The organism is Arthrobacter globiformis (assembly GCF_030818015.1).
Taxonomy (GTDB): Bacteria; Actinomycetota; Actinomycetes; order Actinomycetales; family Micrococcaceae; genus Arthrobacter; species Arthrobacter globiformis_C.
On sequence record NZ_JAUSZX010000001.1, the window covers coordinates 628,953 to 645,145 of the forward strand.

General features: G+C 68.0%; 14 protein-coding genes. 5 read left to right on the forward strand and 9 right to left on the reverse strand.

Going from position 1 to position 16,193, the window contains the following annotated elements; genetic code table 11:
* Window positions 1-11: 11 nt before the first annotated feature.
* Window positions 12-830: an A/G-specific adenine glycosylase gene (locus QFZ23_RS02920; RefSeq protein WP_306920441.1), complete on the reverse strand. Its 819-nt coding sequence runs from the start codon at window positions 828-830 to the stop codon at window positions 12-14.
* Between the two features lie 237 nt (window positions 831-1,067).
* On the reverse strand, window positions 1,068-1,514 hold the full coding sequence (locus tag QFZ23_RS02925; RefSeq protein ID WP_306920442.1) for a hypothetical protein: 447 nt from the start codon (window positions 1,512-1,514) through the stop codon (window positions 1,068-1,070).
* Between the two features lie 161 nt (window positions 1,515-1,675).
* On the opposite strand from QFZ23_RS02925, the gene QFZ23_RS02930 reads away from it, so the two are divergent.
* The gene (locus QFZ23_RS02930; protein WP_306920443.1) at window positions 1,676-2,404 is read left to right on the forward strand and encodes a hypothetical protein; all 729 of its coding nucleotides are present in this window, start codon (window positions 1,676-1,678) and stop codon (window positions 2,402-2,404) included.
* Window positions 2,405-2,433: 29 nt separating this feature from the next.
* On the opposite strand, the gene disA is transcribed toward QFZ23_RS02930, so the two are convergent.
* Window positions 2,434-3,510, reverse strand: coding sequence for a DNA integrity scanning diadenylate cyclase DisA (gene disA, locus QFZ23_RS02935; protein WP_306920444.1), 1,077 nt, complete (start codon window positions 3,508-3,510; stop codon window positions 2,434-2,436).
* A 398-nt stretch (window positions 3,511-3,908) separates the two neighbouring features.
* On the opposite strand from disA, the gene QFZ23_RS02940 reads away from it, so the two are divergent.
* Both QFZ23_RS02940 and QFZ23_RS02945 read left to right on the forward strand, forming a co-directional pair.
* On the forward strand, window positions 3,909-5,522 hold the full coding sequence (locus QFZ23_RS02940) for a peptide chain release factor 3 (RefSeq protein WP_306920445.1): 1,614 nt from the start codon (window positions 3,909-3,911) through the stop codon (window positions 5,520-5,522).
* Between the two features lie 62 nt (window positions 5,523-5,584).
* Window positions 5,585-6,835: a beta-ketoacyl-[acyl-carrier-protein] synthase family protein gene (locus QFZ23_RS02945; RefSeq protein ID WP_306920446.1), complete on the forward strand. Its 1,251-nt coding sequence runs from the start codon at window positions 5,585-5,587 to the stop codon at window positions 6,833-6,835.
* 3 nt (window positions 6,836-6,838) lie between these two features.
* On the opposite strand, the gene QFZ23_RS02950 is transcribed toward QFZ23_RS02945, so the two are convergent.
* Complete coding sequence (locus QFZ23_RS02950) at window positions 6,839-7,636, reverse strand: YcnI family copper-binding membrane protein (protein WP_306920447.1); 798 nt, start codon at window positions 7,634-7,636, stop codon at window positions 6,839-6,841.
* 114 nt (window positions 7,637-7,750) lie between these two features.
* Window positions 7,751-8,404, reverse strand: a complete 654-nt coding sequence (locus QFZ23_RS02955) for a hypothetical protein (protein WP_306920448.1) — start codon at window positions 8,402-8,404, stop codon at window positions 7,751-7,753.
* A 215-nt stretch (window positions 8,405-8,619) separates the two neighbouring features.
* Between QFZ23_RS02955 and QFZ23_RS02960 the strand changes: the two genes are divergently transcribed.
* Together QFZ23_RS02960 and QFZ23_RS02965 are read left to right on the forward strand one after the other, a co-directional pair.
* Window positions 8,620-9,240 carry a hypothetical protein gene (locus QFZ23_RS02960; RefSeq protein WP_306920449.1) on the forward strand — a complete coding sequence of 207 codons (621 nt, stop codon included), beginning with the start codon at window positions 8,620-8,622 and terminating at the stop codon, window positions 9,238-9,240.
* 146 nt (window positions 9,241-9,386) lie between these two features.
* Window positions 9,387-10,166, forward strand: coding sequence for a YcnI family copper-binding membrane protein (locus QFZ23_RS02965; RefSeq protein WP_306920450.1), 780 nt, complete (start codon window positions 9,387-9,389; stop codon window positions 10,164-10,166).
* 200 nt (window positions 10,167-10,366) lie between these two features.
* Here QFZ23_RS02965 and radA read toward each other — a convergent pair whose 3' ends face one another.
* From radA to QFZ23_RS02985, 4 genes are all read right to left on the reverse strand, one after another.
* Complete coding sequence (gene radA / locus QFZ23_RS02970) at window positions 10,367-11,746, reverse strand: DNA repair protein RadA (protein ID WP_306920451.1); 1,380 nt, start codon at window positions 11,744-11,746, stop codon at window positions 10,367-10,369.
* A gap of 71 nt (window positions 11,747-11,817) precedes the next feature.
* Entirely contained in the window at window positions 11,818-12,942 is a 1,125-nt protein-coding gene (locus tag QFZ23_RS02975) for an FUSC family protein (protein ID WP_306920452.1), read from the reverse strand.
* Between the two features lie 193 nt (window positions 12,943-13,135).
* The gene (locus QFZ23_RS02980; RefSeq protein WP_306920453.1) at window positions 13,136-14,545 is read right to left on the reverse strand and encodes an aldehyde dehydrogenase family protein; all 1,410 of its coding nucleotides are present in this window, start codon (window positions 14,543-14,545) and stop codon (window positions 13,136-13,138) included.
* Window positions 14,546-14,783: 238 nt separating this feature from the next.
* A complete protein-coding gene (locus QFZ23_RS02985; RefSeq protein WP_306920454.1) occupies window positions 14,784-16,187 on the reverse strand; it encodes an MFS transporter in 1,404 nt (467 codons plus the stop codon).
* Window positions 16,188-16,193 lie beyond the last annotated feature (6 nt).

The following is a 16,193-nucleotide window of genomic DNA, read 5'->3' on the forward strand; positions in this document are numbered from 1 at the left end:
TGCCGCGGCTGTCAGGCGGGCAGCCGGTAGCCGCCCTGGTGCAGCTCAGCCAGGCCGTCCTCCAGCAGGCCCGCCAGCGCCCGTTCCAGCTGTTCCGGCGCGCAGTTCAGCCGGTGCAGGGCAGCCAGCGGCACGCCGATGCCGGCGGCTTCGAACCCGAGGTCGGCCGGGGCCTGCTGGAACATCTCCGCCGGTACCGGCGCGTCCGCCAGCCGGAGCACGGCCATCACGCCGCCGCGGACCTGGCGGTCCGTGCCGTGCCACGCCTGGCCCTTGGGCGTGTACGACGGCGGTGGCTCGCCGGCGGCGAGCCAGGCACACCGGTCGCGCACCGGGCAGGCCGGGCACTTGGGCGCCCGCGCCGTACACACCAGCGCCCCCAGCTCCATGACCGAAGCGTTCCAACGGACGGAACTGCCGGCATCGGAGGGCAGCAGCTCGGCGGCAAGCCGCATCTCCGCGGCCGTCAGGGCGGGGGCGGGCAGGGCCGTTCCCGAAAAGAGCCGCGCGTGGACGCGGCGGATGTTGGTATCCACCACCGTCTCGCGCCGACCATAGGCAAAGGCGGCGACTGCGGCCGCCGTGTAGCTGCCCACGCCCGGCAGGCCGAGCAGCTCGGCGTAGTTGGACGGGACCCTGCCGCCGTGGTCGCGGTCGATGGCGACTGCCGCGCCGTGCAGCCTGAGGGCGCGCCGCGGATAGCCCAGCCGGCCCCAGGCGCGGACCGCCTCACCCGAGGGTTCCCGGGCCAGCGCGGCAGGCTCCGGCCACCGGCGCAGCCACTCTTCCCAGACCGGCAGTACTCGCACCACGGGGGTCTGCTGCAGCATGATCTCACTGACCAGCACGCCCCAGGGCGGGCAGCCGGGCGCGCGCCACGGCAGATCCCGGGCCTCGGCGTCGAACCAGCCCTCCAGCGAGGAGTGGATGCCGGTCAGCTCGGCAGGGGCGCGCCGGGGTATGGCGGGCGCGGTCGTGTCAGGGCTGGGCGCGGCGGGGTAAGAGGCTGTGGTTTTGATGCCAACACTCTAGTTGAAAACCCCGACGGCGGTTCCCGGCCCGTGCCGTCAGCTGGCCTCCTGCTCCGCGGGCGGCAGTCCCTCACGCCGCGCGGGCAACCGCCGCACATGGCCGTGCAGGGTTTCACCGCCGCGGCCGTTGGACGCCGGAACCGCAAGAGCCACCACGAAGCTGGCACTGTTCGGGTCCCCGGAGCGGATGGTCAGGCTGCGCGTTCCTTCCGGTATTGAGGGCGCAAAGAACTGCAGCTGGCGGGAGCCGACGGTGGCCACCTCATCCAACCTGTACTTTGTGTCAAAGTGGTCATGGACAACGATTGCGGGGGTTTGCGGCTCGTCTTCATTGACTGATGCGAGATGCAGGTTCACCACTATGCCGGTGTCCCAGATCTCAACCGCAAGCACCGTGAACTCGGTCCCCTGGCTCTGATGTTTGCCAAACGTCAGCGGCAGCAGGACGCGTTCGAGGTGACCGCCAGAAACGTGATCTACCATCAGTCGTCCTCTCCAACTCGGCCCGGTAAGTGGTAACCGGAATTCAATTTTAGTAAGTGTGCTGACAGTTGTCACCCGAATTTGAGTCACGAATTGGACATGGTGCGGCAGGGGCGGCGTGGTGGGGCCGCAGAAAGCCGGCTGTTCCTTAGCCTAGAAGGATGGGCAGGCAAGACACTCCGAACTCCGGCGCGGGCCGGAACCGGTCGCCAAGAGCGGCGGGACAAAAAACAGCACCCGGGAAAACGGCGTCCCGCGCAGGGCGCAAGCCGACCCCCGCCGTGTACCGCCGCCGTCGGCTCTTTGCCGGAGTGGCGCTGCTGCTGGTCCTGGGCCTGATCGCCGGGGGTATCGCAACACTCACCAGCCTCCTCGGTGGCGCCCAGCAGGCCTCGTCCGCCCAGGACTCCTCCCAGGATCCTTCGACGCAGGGCGACGGCACCGCCCAGGCCGGGCCCACGGCGTCGGCCAGCCCGTCTGGCACCCCGTCCGCTTCGCCCAGCTGCGACCAGAAGCTGGTGACGGTCAAGGCAACCACGAACAAAACGTCCTACGCGGCGGACGAAAAGCCGGTGCTGAGCCTCACGGTCACCAACGGCGGAAAGCTGCCGTGCAAGGTGAACATCGGCACGTCGCAGATGGACTTCCTGGTCACCAGTGGTTCGGACCGTGTCTTCTCATCCGCCGACTGCCAGGCTGCCAGCACTGACCTGGTCAAGACCATCGCGCCCGGCAAGAGCGAAACCGCGAACTTCCCGTGGCCGCGCAACCGGTCCGTGCAGGGCTGCGAGAAGGTCCCGGACGGCGCGGTTGCCGGCAGCGGATACTACGTGTTCATCGCGAAGCTTGGCGCCAAGGTCAGCCCGCCGACGGTCTTCCAGCTCAGCTGATGCCACCTGGGCCTGGCGGAACCGCGGGGTCAGAGGAAACGGTCCAGCAGGCTGGCTTCGGCCATCCGGCTGAGGCCCTCGCGGACCGTGCGGGCACGCTGGTCGCCGATGCCGTCCACGGTCATCAGGTCGTCAATGGTGGCAGCCATGAGGTGCTGCAGCCCGCCGAAGTGGTCCACCAGCCTGTCCGCGACGGCCTTCGGCACAGCCTTGAGCCCGGAAAGAAGCCGGTAGCCCCGCGGCTGCACCACGGCGTCGAGGGTGTCCACGCCGCCGGCAAACCCGATGATCCCGGCAATCTTGCTGAGGTCGATCAGTTCGGTGGGGCCGAGGTTGAGGAGGGCGCTGACCGCGCCGTCGATGTCCTCCGGGGATGCATTTGGCCCGGCGTAGTCGCGGATGATGATGTCGCTGCCCGGGCCGCGGCCCACGGTGAGCTCGTCCAGCTGGAGGGACAGGAGCCTGCCGTCCTCGCCCAGCTCCAGCACATACTGCGAGATCTCCTCGGAGATCCTCCGCACCATCTCCTGGCGCTGCAGGGTCACTGCCACATCGCGGACCGTCACCATGGCCTCGATCTCCAGGGCGGAGAGCGAGCTGGTCACCTGGTCGAGGCGGGAACGGTAGCGTTCCAGGGTGGCCAGGGCCTGGTTGGCGCGGGCCAGGACCTTTTCTGAGCCCTCGAGCACGTGCCGCAGCCCGTTGACGTACAGGGCGATGATCTGCATGGACTGGCTGACCGAGATCACCGGGACGCCGGTCTGGATGGCAACGCGTTCGGCGGTCCGGTGCCGGGTGCCGGATTCCTGGGTTTCGATGCTGGGGTCCGGCACGAGCTGGACGGCGGCCCGGAGGATGTTGCCGGCGTCCCTGTCGCAGATGATGGCGCCGTCCATCTTGGCCAGTTCGCGGAGCCGGGTCGGTGAGAAGTCGATGCCGATGTCGAAGCCGCCCGAGCAGATCGAGTCGATGGTCCGGTCCGAGCCCAGCACGATCAGTGCGCCGGTGCGTCCGCGGAGAATGCGTTCCAGGCCGTCCCGCAACGCGGTCCCCGGGGCCACCCTCCCCAAAGTCGCTTTGAGCGATTCTTCAGGGCTGCGAGCCATAGATATTCCCTTCAAAGGTGCAGGCGGGGCCTGCAGGTTTGCCGGTTTTCAACAGGCCGCCGGCAGGATCAAAAGTACTCGGTTTCCCGCATGCACCATCCTAGAGGTAGATTACCCCAGCAACCGCACAGGCAAGCCTCAAAGTGCCCCACCGGGGGCCTGCGGAACAGGCATCCGGAGTGCGTTCGACGGGGGCCGGCCCGGGGGTACTTTTGGCCTGCCTTCGGTGCGGATTCCGCCCCTGCGATAAACTTGAAGCCTTGGCTGGCAGGTTCCGCCGCCACCCGGCCGCCGGATTTCGGAGCATCTGATGTCCCCATCTGATGCCACGAAGACTTTTCAGGCCGTTCCAGATTTTCCAACCAGGATCCCCCGCGGATCGCAGTGAAAGTAGCACCGTGTCCCAAGAAGTGCAGAGCCCCGCCCGAGTGCACGAGATCCACAAGCAGGCCTCCCGGCGCCGGACGTTCGCCGTCATCTCCCACCCGGACGCCGGCAAGTCCACGCTCACCGAGGCCCTCGCCCTGCACGCAAAGGTGATCGGCACTGCGGGTGCCTCCAGCGGCAAGGCCAACCGCAAGGAAACGGTCTCGGACTGGATGCAGATGGAGAAGGACCGCGGCATTTCCATCAGCTCGGCCGCCCTGCAGTTCTCCTATCGGGATACCGTGATCAACCTGCTGGACACCCCCGGCCACGCAGACTTCTCCGAGGACACCTACCGGGTGCTCGCCGCCGTCGACTGTGCCGTGATGCTCGTGGACGCGGCCAAGGGCCTCGAGACTCAGACCATGAAGCTGTTTGAGGTCTGCAAGCAGCGGAACCTCCCCATCATCACCGTCATCAACAAGTGGGACCGCCCCGGCCTGGACGCACTGGCCCTCATGGACGAGATCACCGAACGCACCGGGCTGCAGCCCATGCCCTTGACCTGGGCCGTAGGCATCTCCGGTGATTTCCGCGGCGTGTGGGACCTGCGCAACGACAGGTTCGCGCGCTTCCAGCGGAACAACGCCGGCGCCAGCATCGCCCTCACCGAATACTTCACCCCCGAAGAGGCCGCCGAAAGCCAGGGCGCGAACTGGACTGACGCCGTCGACGAGGCGGGCCTGGTCATCGAGTCCAACCTCGCCTTCGACGTCGAAAGCTTCCACGCCGGCAAGGCCACCCCCATCCTGTTCAGCTCCGCGGCGCTGAACTTCGGCGTCAAGGAACTCCTTGACGCCCTGGTGGATTTCGCCCCGCCGGCCGCGCCCCGGCCGGACATCGAAGGCACCCCGCGTGCCGTCGAGTCGCCGTTCTCCGGCTTCGTCTTCAAGGTCCAGGCAGGGATGAACAAGGCACACCGCGACCACGTAGCCTTCATCCGCGTCTGCTCCGGCATGTTCGAGCGCGGCATGGTGGTCACCCAGACCCGGACCGGAAAGTCGTTCGCCACGAAGTACGCGCAGCAGGTTTTCGGCCGCGAACGCGAGGTCATCGACGAGGCCTACCCGGGCGACGTCGTGGGCCTGGTCAACGCGTCCTCGCTGCGGGTGGGCGACAGCCTCTTCCTCGAGGAACCGGTGGAGTTCCCGGCCATTCCGCTGTTCGCGCCCGAGCACTTCCAGGTTGCCCGCTCCAAGGACCCCAGCCGCTTCAAGCAGTTCCGCCGGGGCATCGAGCAGCTTGAGCACGAGGGCGTCATCCAGGTGCTGCGCTCCGATGTCCGCGGTGACCAGGCGCCGGTGCTTGCCGCCGTCGGACCCATGCAGTTCGAAGTGGTGGAGGACCGCATGGCGCACGACTTCAGCGCGCCCATGCGCCTGGAACGACTCCCGTATTCCATGGCCAGGATCTCGACGGCGGACGCCATGCCGGCGCTGGCCAACGTGCCCGGCGCCGAGGTGCTGCTGCGGTCCGACGGCGAATACCTGGCCCTCTTCAACGACGTCTGGGCCCTGCGCCGCATCGAGAAGAACCATCCGGACCTCACGCTGGTGCCTATCGGGACGCACAACCCCGCAAAGTAGCTGCGCCGACGCGGGGCTCCAGCTCCCGAACGGTCTCCCAACCAAAGAAGCAAGGTATCGCCGTGTCCACAAACCAGCCGTCTGCAGCAGCACCTGTTACACGGTCAGCCAGTGTCGTCGTGACCGGCATGGGTTCCATGAACCCGCTCGGGGCCACCGTGGCCGAGACCTGGGAGGCTATGCTGGCCGGGCGCTCGGGCATCGCGGCGCTGCAGGACGGCTGGGCTGAGGCCCTGCCGGTGCGCATCGCCGGCCGGGTCTCCGCCGACCTTGGTGCATTCCTGGGCACCCGCGAGCTGAAGCGGATGGACCGCTGCGGGCAGCTGGCGCTCGTTGCCTCCCGTGAGGCCTGGGAGCAGGCGGGGAAGCCGAGTGTCGAACCGGAGCGGTTCGCCGTCGTGATCGGCTCGGCCTACGGCGGCATGGACACCGTGCTCGCTCAGGTCAGGGAGCTGGACAACGGCGGCCCGCGCAAGGTTTCCCCGCATACCCTGACCCGGCTCATGGTGAACGGGCCGTCCGCGTGGGTTTCCATCGATCTCGGTGCCAAGGGCGGGGCACGCACTCCCGTCAGCGCCTGTGCGTCCGGGGCCGAGGCGATTGCCCAGGGTGCCGAAATGATCAGGTCCGGGGCGGCCGACGTCGTAATTGCCGGCGGCGTTGATGCCTGCGTCAACGACCTGATCATCAGCGGTTTTTCCCAGATCCGGGCGCTCTCCACGCGCAACGACGATCCGGAGCGGGCCTCGCGGCCGTTCGACCGCGACCGCGACGGGTTCGTCCTGTCCGAGGGGGCGGGGATCGTGGTGCTGGAGAGCGAGGACCACGCGCGTGCCCGGGGCGCGGAAGTGCTGGGCGGCATTGCCGGGGCAGCCGTGACCTCGGACGCGAACGACATCGTGGCAGCCGATCCGGACATGCAGGTGCGGGTCATGGAGAAGGCCCTTGCCTCCGCAGGCCTCCATGGAACCGACATCGGGTTCGTGCACGCGCACGCCACCTCGACGCCCGTGGGAGACCGGCTGGAGGCGCAGGCCATCAAAGCCATTGCCGGTGACCAGGTCCCGGTGACCTCCACGAAGTCCCTCACCGGACACCTGCTCGGCGGCGCGGGTGCGCTTGCCGCCATCGCCACGCTGCAGGCACTCCGAACCGGCGACCTGCCCGGCACCTACAACGTGGCTGCCCTTGATCCCGAGGTGGACCTCAACGTCATCACCGGTACCGTCAGCGGCAGCACCGCGACGGCGGGACTCGTCAATGCCTTCGGGTTCGGCGGGCACAGCGCGGCGCTCGTGGTCACCCGCGCCTAAACATTAACGCTTCCTGGTCCGCGCCAGCGCCGCCGTCCCGGCGGCCAGGCCGAGCAGACCTGCGCCCAGGCCGACGATGCCGAACGTGTTGTCAGGCGCGGCCGTAGCCGGGGTGGTTGACGATGCTGCCGCTGCGGTGTCCGCAGTTGGCGTGTCTGCGGCGGGTGCTGCCGGCGCAGGCGGTGCCGCATGGGAGTGCTCGTCCGCCGCCGCGGTGGTGACGAAGGAGGGAACCGGGTGCTCCGGCTGGGCCTGGCCGGCGGTTTCGGGCTCGTTCCAGTTCACCACCGTTCCGTCGGAGTAGGTCTGTGCAGCAGGCAGGGCTACGGTGGTACCCGCCTCCGGAAGCCGGCCGACCGAGATGGAGAACGTCTGGTACTCGTGCTGCCCGAGCTGGTGGGCCGCATCGGCAGTCCAGGTGACCGTTGTGGCGGCCTTGGTGATCTTGGCTCCTTCAACGGTGACAGGAGCGGGCAGGGCCGCCTCGGTGATCTTCGCCGTCCAGCCGTCGAGGGGCTTGACCGAAACGGAGGTGAACGGCGTTGCCGTGGGCAGCGTGACAGTGACCTTGGTGGTCTTGGCGGTACCGGACTCGTTGGGAACCCTGAATGTCAGCTGCGAGAAGCCGCCGGCCGATGTTGAGGCCGGGTCAACGTGGACGTGGGCGGATGCCGAGCCCACGCCCAGGACCATGAGGCCGGCCGCCGCTGAGACGACAGTGACAGTTTTCAGGGCAGAAGTTTTCAGTGTGGAAGTTTTTGGAGTCCGGGACTTCAGTGCACGGGTGTTTGAGGTGGTCATCACAGAGCCTTTCGCGGGTGCCGCCCTGGCTCACGCCGGGGAAGCGGGGATGATGGGAGGTCAGGCAGCGTCCCGGCACCCCTTTCGCAGGCTGGCCAGCCATGCGCAGGAAAGTCACTCTATGGTGCGCGGGAGGACTGCCAGCGGCGGACCGCGAAGAGTGTCGTGCCGCAGGTTCCGGCGGTGAGCCGCGACGAAGACCGTTGGCCATGCCGCAGGACGGTGGCTGGCGGGCGTGAACCCGGCGGGCCGGGGGAGCCGCACCAGCGGCCGGAGCCACGCCAGGAGCTGCCACAGTGCGGCCTCGCCCCTGCGCATCAGCCAGGCGGTGGCCAGCATGGCGAGGAGGTGGCCTGCCAGCACCGCGGGTGAATTGGCGCCCTCATCCATGGGCATGGTTTCCATTGCTGCCGTGCAGCTCAGGTCCGCATGCCCGCCGTGGGTTAAACCGCCGGCCAGCGGCGCCAAACTTCCGGGCAACTGGGCAAGGGGGAGCCGGGGCAGGCAGGAAGCACCAGGGGAGAAGGCTGTGAAGGCCGCGTGCAGCGTCAGCTGGCCGGCGCCGAGCACCCCGAACAGGACAGAGAACGACAGTTCCCGCCGCGCGAGCCAGGCGGCCGGGCCCAACAGGAGCACTGCTGTCACGGCAAGTGTCACGATGTCCGGAAGCTGCCCGCCACCCAGCACGTGGCCGGCCGCCGCCAGAGAGACTGACATTAGGGTGACCAGGGCTGCGCGGAAGAGGCGCAGGGGAGCTCGAAGATCCATCGGTGCCTCCCTCCACCAGGCCCGGAGCTGCTGTGACACCCCTGACCGTAGACACGGCAGCGTGGGAAAACCTTGGGCCGTGGCGCGGTTTTTTACAGCTCTGGGCGGCCCGGAATAGTGGTCCGGGAAATGGGGCACGGGGCAGCGCCAGGGGCTGCCCGTAGAATTGCTGTGACGCCCGCGCTGCCCGTCGATCTTGTGGAAAGGGACCGCTGATGATGCCCCGTGCCTCGTTCCGGCTTTTCCGCACCGGGCTGATCGGTTCCCTCGTTATCGGGTTTGCTGCCGGCGGGCACCTCGCGGGCGGCGGCGAGCTTCCGGCAGCGGCCATCCTGGCGGCGCTGTTCGCCGTGACACTGGTTCCCGTCGCCGCGCTGACGCGGTTCCGGCTCTCCTTCCCTGCCTTGGTCGGTCTGCTGGGTGCCGGCCAGTTCTGGCTGCACTGGGCCTTCGATGCGCTGGGCGGCGCGGGTGCTGCCGCACCGGCGTCCGCTGTCCTGATGCCGGGCCATGCCGGCCACGCGGGGGGAGCTTTGGATCCGGCATTCCTGAGCCCCGTGGCGGCCGAAAGCGCCCATTCCGCTGCGTCCGACGGCGTCATGTTCGTTGCGCACGCCGTCGCCACGCTGTGCACCGCAGTCCTGCTGGCCCGCGGGGAACGGGTGCTGGCAACACTTGCCTCGTGGCTGCAACCGCTTTTCCGCCGGCACGAACCGGCAGCTGTTCTTCCCGCCCGCGTCCCCGCGCCTTTTCCGGCTCCGGCCGTGCTCCCGCGGACGCGCGCCGGCGTGCGCCTGCCAACCCGGCGCGGGCCGCCGGTGCCTTTGGCCGCCTAGACGGGTTCCTTGCAGAACGGGCCGTTCCAATACGGACGGTTCCGTTTTCAGCCAGGGTCCGACGGCGGCGTGCAGCTACCTGCCCGTGCCGTCTTGGGGGCGCACGGGTCCCTGACTGATTTTTCTGTGAAAGGCATTACCCCATCATGAACACCTCCATTCGCCGTACCCTCAAGACCGCAGCAGCCGCCTCCCTCACTGCCGGGCTCCTCGCCGCCGGTGCCGCCGCAGCGTCCGCGCACGTCACGGTTGATCCCTCCGCAACCTCCGAGGGCGGCTTCACCAAGCTGACGTTCAGCGTTCCGAACGAATCCGAGACGGCCAAGACCAACCGGCTGGAGGTCAAGCTCCCCACCGACACCCCGCTGACCTCGGTCTCCGTGAAGCCGATGGACGGCTGGAAGGCGCAGGTGGTCACCACTACCCTGCCCAAGCCCGTGGACGTTGCCGGCGCAACAGTCACCAAGGCGCCGACCAGCGTGATCTGGACCGCGGACCCTGCCCACCAGATCGGGCAGAACGAATTCCAGACGTTCACGCTGTCCGTCGGCCGGCTCCCGGCCGCGGGCACCACCCTGATGCTGCCCGCGGCCCAGGACTACACCGACGGAACCACAGTCAATTGGGCGGACGCGGCCGAGGCTGAGCACGGGCACGCGTCCGCAACCTCCTCCGCCTCGAGCTCGTCCGCACCGGCCGCCGAGGCGGAGGAACACCACCCGGCACCTTCGTTCGTCGTCACCGCGGCAGAGACCGCCGAAGGGTCCGCAACGGCGACGCCGGATGCCGCACCGGCTGGTTCGGCAACGCAGGCCGGCGCTTCCAACGGCAGCCAGGCCGCCGGCTGGATCGGGCTGGTGGCGGGTCTCCTTGGCCTTGCCGCGGGCGCCACGGCCCTTGCCCGCACGCGGGCGGTCAGGAAGTAGCCCAAGAGCGGCACCCAACAACAGCGGCCCGCACCGTCACTCTGGAACTGCCAGGGGGACGGTGCGGACCATTTTTTGCTGAACGGCGAACAGATCTTCAGGGGCAGCAGAAGGCTGAAGGCTGACAGCTGGTCAGGGCTGACAGCTGGTCAGGGCTGACAGCTGGTCAGGGCTGACAGCTGCTCAGGGCTGACAGCTGCTCAGGGCTTTGTGATGAGCAGTTCCAGGACCTCGGTCAGGTGGCCCACTTCCTTCACGGAAAAGCCTGCCGGGACCGGGCCGGGGCCGGTGGGGCTGGAGGGAACGACGGCGTGCGTGAAGCCTAGCCGGTGGGCCTCATGGATGCGCTGGTTGATTCCCGGGACGGGGCGCACCTCGCCGGCGAGGCCCACTTCGCCGAAGGCGATCAGGCGCTGGGGCAGGGGTTTCTTGTGCTTCGCGGACGCCACTGCCAGCGCCACCGCGAGGTCGGTGGCCGGCTCGCTGAGCTTCACGCCGCCCACCGTGGCCACGTAGGAATCGTCCTTCTGCAGTTGGCACCCGGCACGCTGCTGCAACACGGCCAGGAGCATGGCGACCCTGGAACTGTCCAGGCCGCTGGTTGCCCGGCGGGGCTGCGAGTTCTGGGTGTCGGCGAGCAGGGACTGCACCTCGGCCAGCAGCGGCCTGCGGCCCTCCATGGTGACGGTGATGCAGGTGCCGGACACCGGCTCCTTGGTGCGGGTGACGAACAGCCCGCTGGGATCCGCGAGGCCAAGGATGCCGTCCTCGGTGAGGTCGAAGCAGCCCACGTCGTCGGTGGGCCCGTAACGGTTCTTGACTGCCCGCAGCAGGCGGAGACGGGAGTGGCGCTCGCCCTCGAACTGGCATACGACGTCCACCAGGTGCTCCAACAGGCGGGGACCTGCGATGGAGCCGTCCTTGGTCACGTGCCCCACCAGCAGCGTGGTCATGTTCCTGCGCTTGGCCGCCGAAATGATCGAGGCAGCCACCTCGCGGACCTGCGAGACGCCGCCGGAACTGCCCTCCACGTCCGCGCTGCTGAGCGTCTGCACGGAGTCGACAACCAGCAGCTTCGGCTCCACCTTCTCCACCTGGCCCAGCGCCTGACCAAGGTCGGTCTCGGCGGACAGGTACAGGGTGTCCGCGATCGCGCTGATCCGCTCCGCCCGCAGCTTCACCTGGGCCGCCGATTCCTCGCCGGTCACGTACAGGACGCTCTGCCCGGTCCGGGCGAACTTGGCGGCGACGTCCAGCAGCAGCGTGGACTTTCCAACGCCCGGCTCGCCTGCGAGCAGGATGACGGCACCGGGCACAACGCCGCCGCCGAGCACGCGGTCCAGTTCATCCACGCCAGTGGGCAGGTAAGCAGCGGTCGTGGCGTCAACCTCGGCAATGGGGCGGGCTGGCTCCAGAACTGTAGTGGCCGCCGTCGTACGTGCCACCGCGGTGCCGGTTTCCTCAACGGTGCCCCACGCCTGGCACTCACCGCACCGGCCCACCCACTTGACGGTGGTCCAGCCACATTCCGCGCACTTATAGCCCGGCGCCTTGGAAACCCGGGAAGTCTTTGTAGCCATTGCTCCACACTAACCGGCGGCTGTGACATTATTTGGCGGGCGGGTTCCCCCAAGCTCAACCCCCGGAATTCCTACAGCGGGGGCAGGAGGTCGCGCGCCTCGCGGGAGTCGATGCCGGCGGCTTCCAGCAGGTCCACCATGAGCGGCCGGAACAGCATCACCACGGTCTCGCCCTCAAGTTTCTGGACCTTCAGCATCCTGGGGTGCAGCCGCCCGGCGATATCGCCCAGATCCTGCCGGGCGCTGCGCAGGTGGGCATCGCGGGCGCCCTCCTGCACTTCAGCGAGGCCCAGCGAGAGCTCATCCACGGCCGCTGCGGTTTCCTGCAGGACCTCGGCGATGTTCTCAGTGGCTTCGTCGGATAGCGCGGCGTGGTTGATGGAACTGGTGAGCCGGCGTGCGAAGACGCGGCTGTTCCGCAAGGCAAGGTCGATGTACTCGAGCGACTGCTCCAGCCGGTCCAGTTCGTCCCGGTGCCTGCGGTAGGCGGGCGCCAGCGTGGCCACCTCGCCGGATGCCCGCAGCGAGTGCCGCATGGCGTCCACCAGCGGCTGGCTGTTCCGGCCCCGGACCAGGGCATGCCAGGCCCGGGTGGAGTCGCTGTCCATCAGGGCTGCGGCGCATTCCCGCAGCACTTCCGCCAGTTCATGGAGCAGTTTCTGGACGTCCTTGCGCGGTTCCCGGCGGGGATCCTTGGGCGCCAGGACGGTGACCAGCAGGGCCACCACGCCGCCCACCACGGCGTCGATGCTGCGGGTGAAGGGGCCGCCGGCAGGCGCCGGCAGCAGCACCACCAGCAGCGACTGCAGCGCCAGCTGCGTGGTGAAGATGTTGCCGCTGTCCAGGAAGCGGGCCAGCAGTATGGAGATCAAAAGCACGACGGCGGCCTGCCAAATCCCGGCCCCGAGCCAGTGGACCAACATGTCGCCCACGGCAATGCCGATGGTGCAGCCCAGGCCCACCTCCATCACCCTCCGCATGCGCAGATCGCGGGAGAAACCGAGGGCAATCAGGGCGGACGTGGCAGCGAACAGCGGTCCGGTATGGCCCAGGACGTACTCGGCAAAGGCATAGGCTGCGACGGCGCCGAGGGTCATCTGGATCGCGGGCACCAGCGAATTCCGGCTCCGGACCATCCCTGTCCTGATCCGGCCGCGAAGGAAGCGTCTGCTGGCGGAGAGTCCGGTCTGGGGCATGGCTTCAGTCTATTGCCGGAGCCCCCGCGGACCGGGAACCCGCCGCCCCGATGACAAGCCTCCCGGTGACCAGGCGCCCCCGAATCAAACAGCCCGATGCTCAAACAGCCCGATGATCAAACAAGCCGATGATCAAACAAAAAGGGCCGCCGTCTGGGGTTGCGACGGCGGCCCTTTTGTTCCGGTGGAGCGGTTAGCCGTTGATGACTTGGGGGACGCCGAGGTGTTTGAGGCCTTCGACGCCGAATTCCAGGCCGTAGCCGGATTGTTTGGCGCCGCCGAAGGGGACGCGGGGATCCACGGCGCCGTGCTTGTTGATCCAGACGGTGCCGGCTTCGATGCGGGCGGCGACTTCGCGGGCCGCGGCCAGGTTGGGGGACCAGACGGAGGCGCCGAGTCCGACGTCGAGGGCGTTGGCGTACTCGATGGCCTGGTCGATGGTGCTGTAGCGGATGATGGGCAGGGCGGGGCCGAACTGTTCTTCGGCGACGAGGGGGTTGTCATTGTCGATGTCGGCGACGAGGGTGGTGGGGTAGAAGTAGCCGGGCTGGTCGGGGTCGGGGTTTCCGCCGAGCAGGATCCGGGCGCCGGAGTCCTTGGCAGCTTGGACGAGGTTGGCGACGATGTCGTACTGGGCTTTGTTTTGCAGCGGGCCCAGGACGTTGTTCTCGTCGGTGCCGACGCCCATGGGCATGGCGGCGGCGACAGTGGTGAGTTCGCTGCAGACGGCGTCGTAGATGTCGTCGTGGACGTAGAGACGCTTTAGGGCCGCGCAGGTCTGGCCGGTGTTGATGAAGGCGCCCCAGAAGAGGCCCTCGGCGATCGCTTTCGGGTCGGCGTCGGGCAGGACGATGCCTGCGTCGTTGCCGCCCAGTTCCAGGGTGAGGCGTTTGACGGTGTCCGCGGAGGATTTGATGATGGACCGGCCGGCGGCGGTGGAGCCGGTGAACATGATCTTTCCGATCGCGGGGTGCTCGGCCAACCGGGCGCCGACCTCGCGGTCGCCGGAGACGACGGTCAGAAGGCCTTCTGGGAGTTCCTCGTTGAGGACCTTGATCAGGGCCAGGACGGAGAGCGGGGTCATTTTGGAGGGTTTGACCACGACGGCGTTGCCCATACGGAGGGCGGGGGCGATCTGCCAGATGGTGATCATCATGGGCCAGTTCCAGGGGCCGATGGCGCCGACGACGCCGATGGGCTTGTAGTGCAGTTCGGCGTAGGTTTCGCCGTCGTCCACGACCACTTCGGGTGTGAGTTCGGTGGTCGCGGTGGCGCGGAGCCAGGCGGCGCAGGCGCCGACTTCGAAGCGGGCGTTGGGGCCGTTGAGGGGTTTGCCCTGCTCGCGGGAGAGCAGCTGGGCGAGTTCCTCCGCGGAGCGTTCGACGGCGTCGGCGGCCTTGAGCAATGCGGCGGACCGGGCGTCGTGGCCCAGCGCAGCCCACGCGGGCTGGGCGGCCTGGGCAGCGGCTACCGCGCGCTCCAGGTCTTCAACGGTGTGGACCGGCGCCTCGCCGACGACACCGCCGGTGGCGGGATCGAAGATGGTCCGGGTCTCGCCGGAGCCGGGGGTGATGGACGCGAGGAGGGCATCGTAGGTTTCCAAGAGGTACTCCACTTCGAGTAGGAAAGTGCGCTCAGCCGGGCGGCGAGGCGGGCATACCCAAGTGTTGTCCGCCCGGGGGGCCGCTGGCTTGTCTTTGGGTGCAGAACCCTTGACTTGGGGCGAACTGACTGGCTGAACTTCCCGCGCGAGCTGACGACGGCGGGCAAAGCCAGCTGGCCGGGGCGAACCAAAGTGGTCCGCTCCGGCCAGCCGTGCGCGTTGGTGTGCAGGCTCAGGGTTACACGCCGGCGGCCGTCTTTGCAGCGTCAGCCGAATCCGCCCGGCGCCGGTCGAAGACGGTGGCACCGACCTCCTGCTCGGCCTGGTTGTGGATGCCCAGGTCGATCCCCTTGCGTTCCCGGATCACCAGGACAGCGGCCGTTGAAACAAGAGCCACAATGAGCAGGTAGACGGACACGGAGGCTGTTGTTCCGGTGGCCTGTACCAGGGCGGTGGCGATCATGGGAGCGAACGCGCCGCCGATGATGGCGCCGAGCGCGTAGGAGATCGCGACGCCGGAGAACCTGATGGAGGCGGGGAAGAGTTCGCTGTAGAGGGCTGCCTGCGGGCCGTAGGTCAGGCCGAGTCCAACGGTGAACAGTGCAAGGCCAAGGAACAGCGCCCAGATGTTTCCGGTGTTCACGAGCCAGAACAGCGGGAACACCGTGACGATGAGGCAGCCGTAGCCAATCAGGTAGGTCTTCTTGCGGCCAATGCCGTCCGCGAGGTAGCCGGAGATCAGCGTGAAGATGAACCACAGGGCGGCGGAGCCGGTCACTGCGAGGAGCACTTGCGTGCGGTCCATGGCCAGTCCGGAGGGATTGGCGGCATAGCTGAGGATGTAGCCGCCGGTGGTCATGTAGCCCGCCGCGTTGTTGCCCGCGAAGACCAGGGCCGCGATGATGACAAGCAGCCAGTGCTTCCTGAACAGTTCGACAACCGGGACGCGGGTCTGCTGCTTCTTTTGGGCGATCTCCTCGAAAACCGGGCTTTCCTCCACGCTGCGCCGGACCATGAAGCCGACGACGATCAGGACGAAGCTGAGCAGGAACGGAATACGCCAGCCCCACTGCACAAAGGCTGCACCGGGGGAGACCACCCCGGACATCAGGGCCAGGACGCCGGAGGCCAGCAGCATACCGAGCGGAACGCCGAGCTGGGGGAAGGCACCGAACAGGCCGCGTCTGCCGCGGGGCGCATGTTCGACCGCCATGAGGACGGCACCGCCCCATTCGCCGCCGGCCGAAATGCCCTGCAGGATGCGCAGGAGCAGCAGCAAGACGGGCGCCACAACACCGGCCGTCTCGAAGGTCGGCAGCACGCCGATGAGGGTGGTGGCCGCCCCCATCATGATCAGCGTGATGACGAGCATGGCGCGGCGGCCGAGGCGGTCCCCGAAGTGTCCGGCGAGGAAGGCGCCCAGCGGACGGAACAGGAAGCTGAGTCCCACCGAGGCGAAGGAAATCAGGATGCCGAAATTCTCGCCGGCGGGTTCGAAGAACAGCTTCGCGAACACCAGGCCGGCAGCATTGGCGTAGATGAAGAAGTCGTACCACTCGATGGTGGTTCCGATGATGGTGGCGAACGCTACCCGGCGGTTATTCGCTGCCGAGCCTCGCTGCCCATGCTGGACAGTACTCAATGGTTT

Coding starts and splice junctions, on each gene's coding strand:
- QFZ23_RS02950 (WP_306920447.1), bottom strand. CDS start 7,636: ATGACCACCTCAAACACCCGTGCACTGAAGTCCCGGACTCCAAAAACT.
- QFZ23_RS02965 (WP_306920450.1), top strand. CDS start 9,387: ATGAACACCTCCATTCGCCGTACCCTCAAGACCGCAGCAGCCGCCTCC.
- QFZ23_RS02955 (WP_306920448.1), bottom strand. CDS start 8,404: ATGGATCTTCGAGCTCCCCTGCGCCTCTTCCGCGCAGCCCTGGTCACC.
- radA (WP_306920451.1), bottom strand. CDS start 11,746: ATGGCTACAAAGACTTCCCGGGTTTCCAAGGCGCCGGGCTATAAGTGC.
- QFZ23_RS02960 (WP_306920449.1), top strand. CDS start 8,620: ATGATGCCCCGTGCCTCGTTCCGGCTTTTCCGCACCGGGCTGATCGGT.
- disA (WP_306920444.1), bottom strand. CDS start 3,510: ATGGCTCGCAGCCCTGAAGAATCGCTCAAAGCGACTTTGGGGAGGGTG.
- QFZ23_RS02925 (WP_306920442.1), bottom strand. CDS start 1,514: ATGGTAGATCACGTTTCTGGCGGTCACCTCGAACGCGTCCTGCTGCCG.
- QFZ23_RS02920 (WP_306920441.1), bottom strand. CDS start 830: ATGCTGCAGCAGACCCCCGTGGTGCGAGTACTGCCGGTCTGGGAAGAG.
- QFZ23_RS02975 (WP_306920452.1), bottom strand. CDS start 12,942: ATGCCCCAGACCGGACTCTCCGCCAGCAGACGCTTCCTTCGCGGCCGG.
- QFZ23_RS02930 (WP_306920443.1), top strand. CDS start 1,676: ATGGGCAGGCAAGACACTCCGAACTCCGGCGCGGGCCGGAACCGGTCG.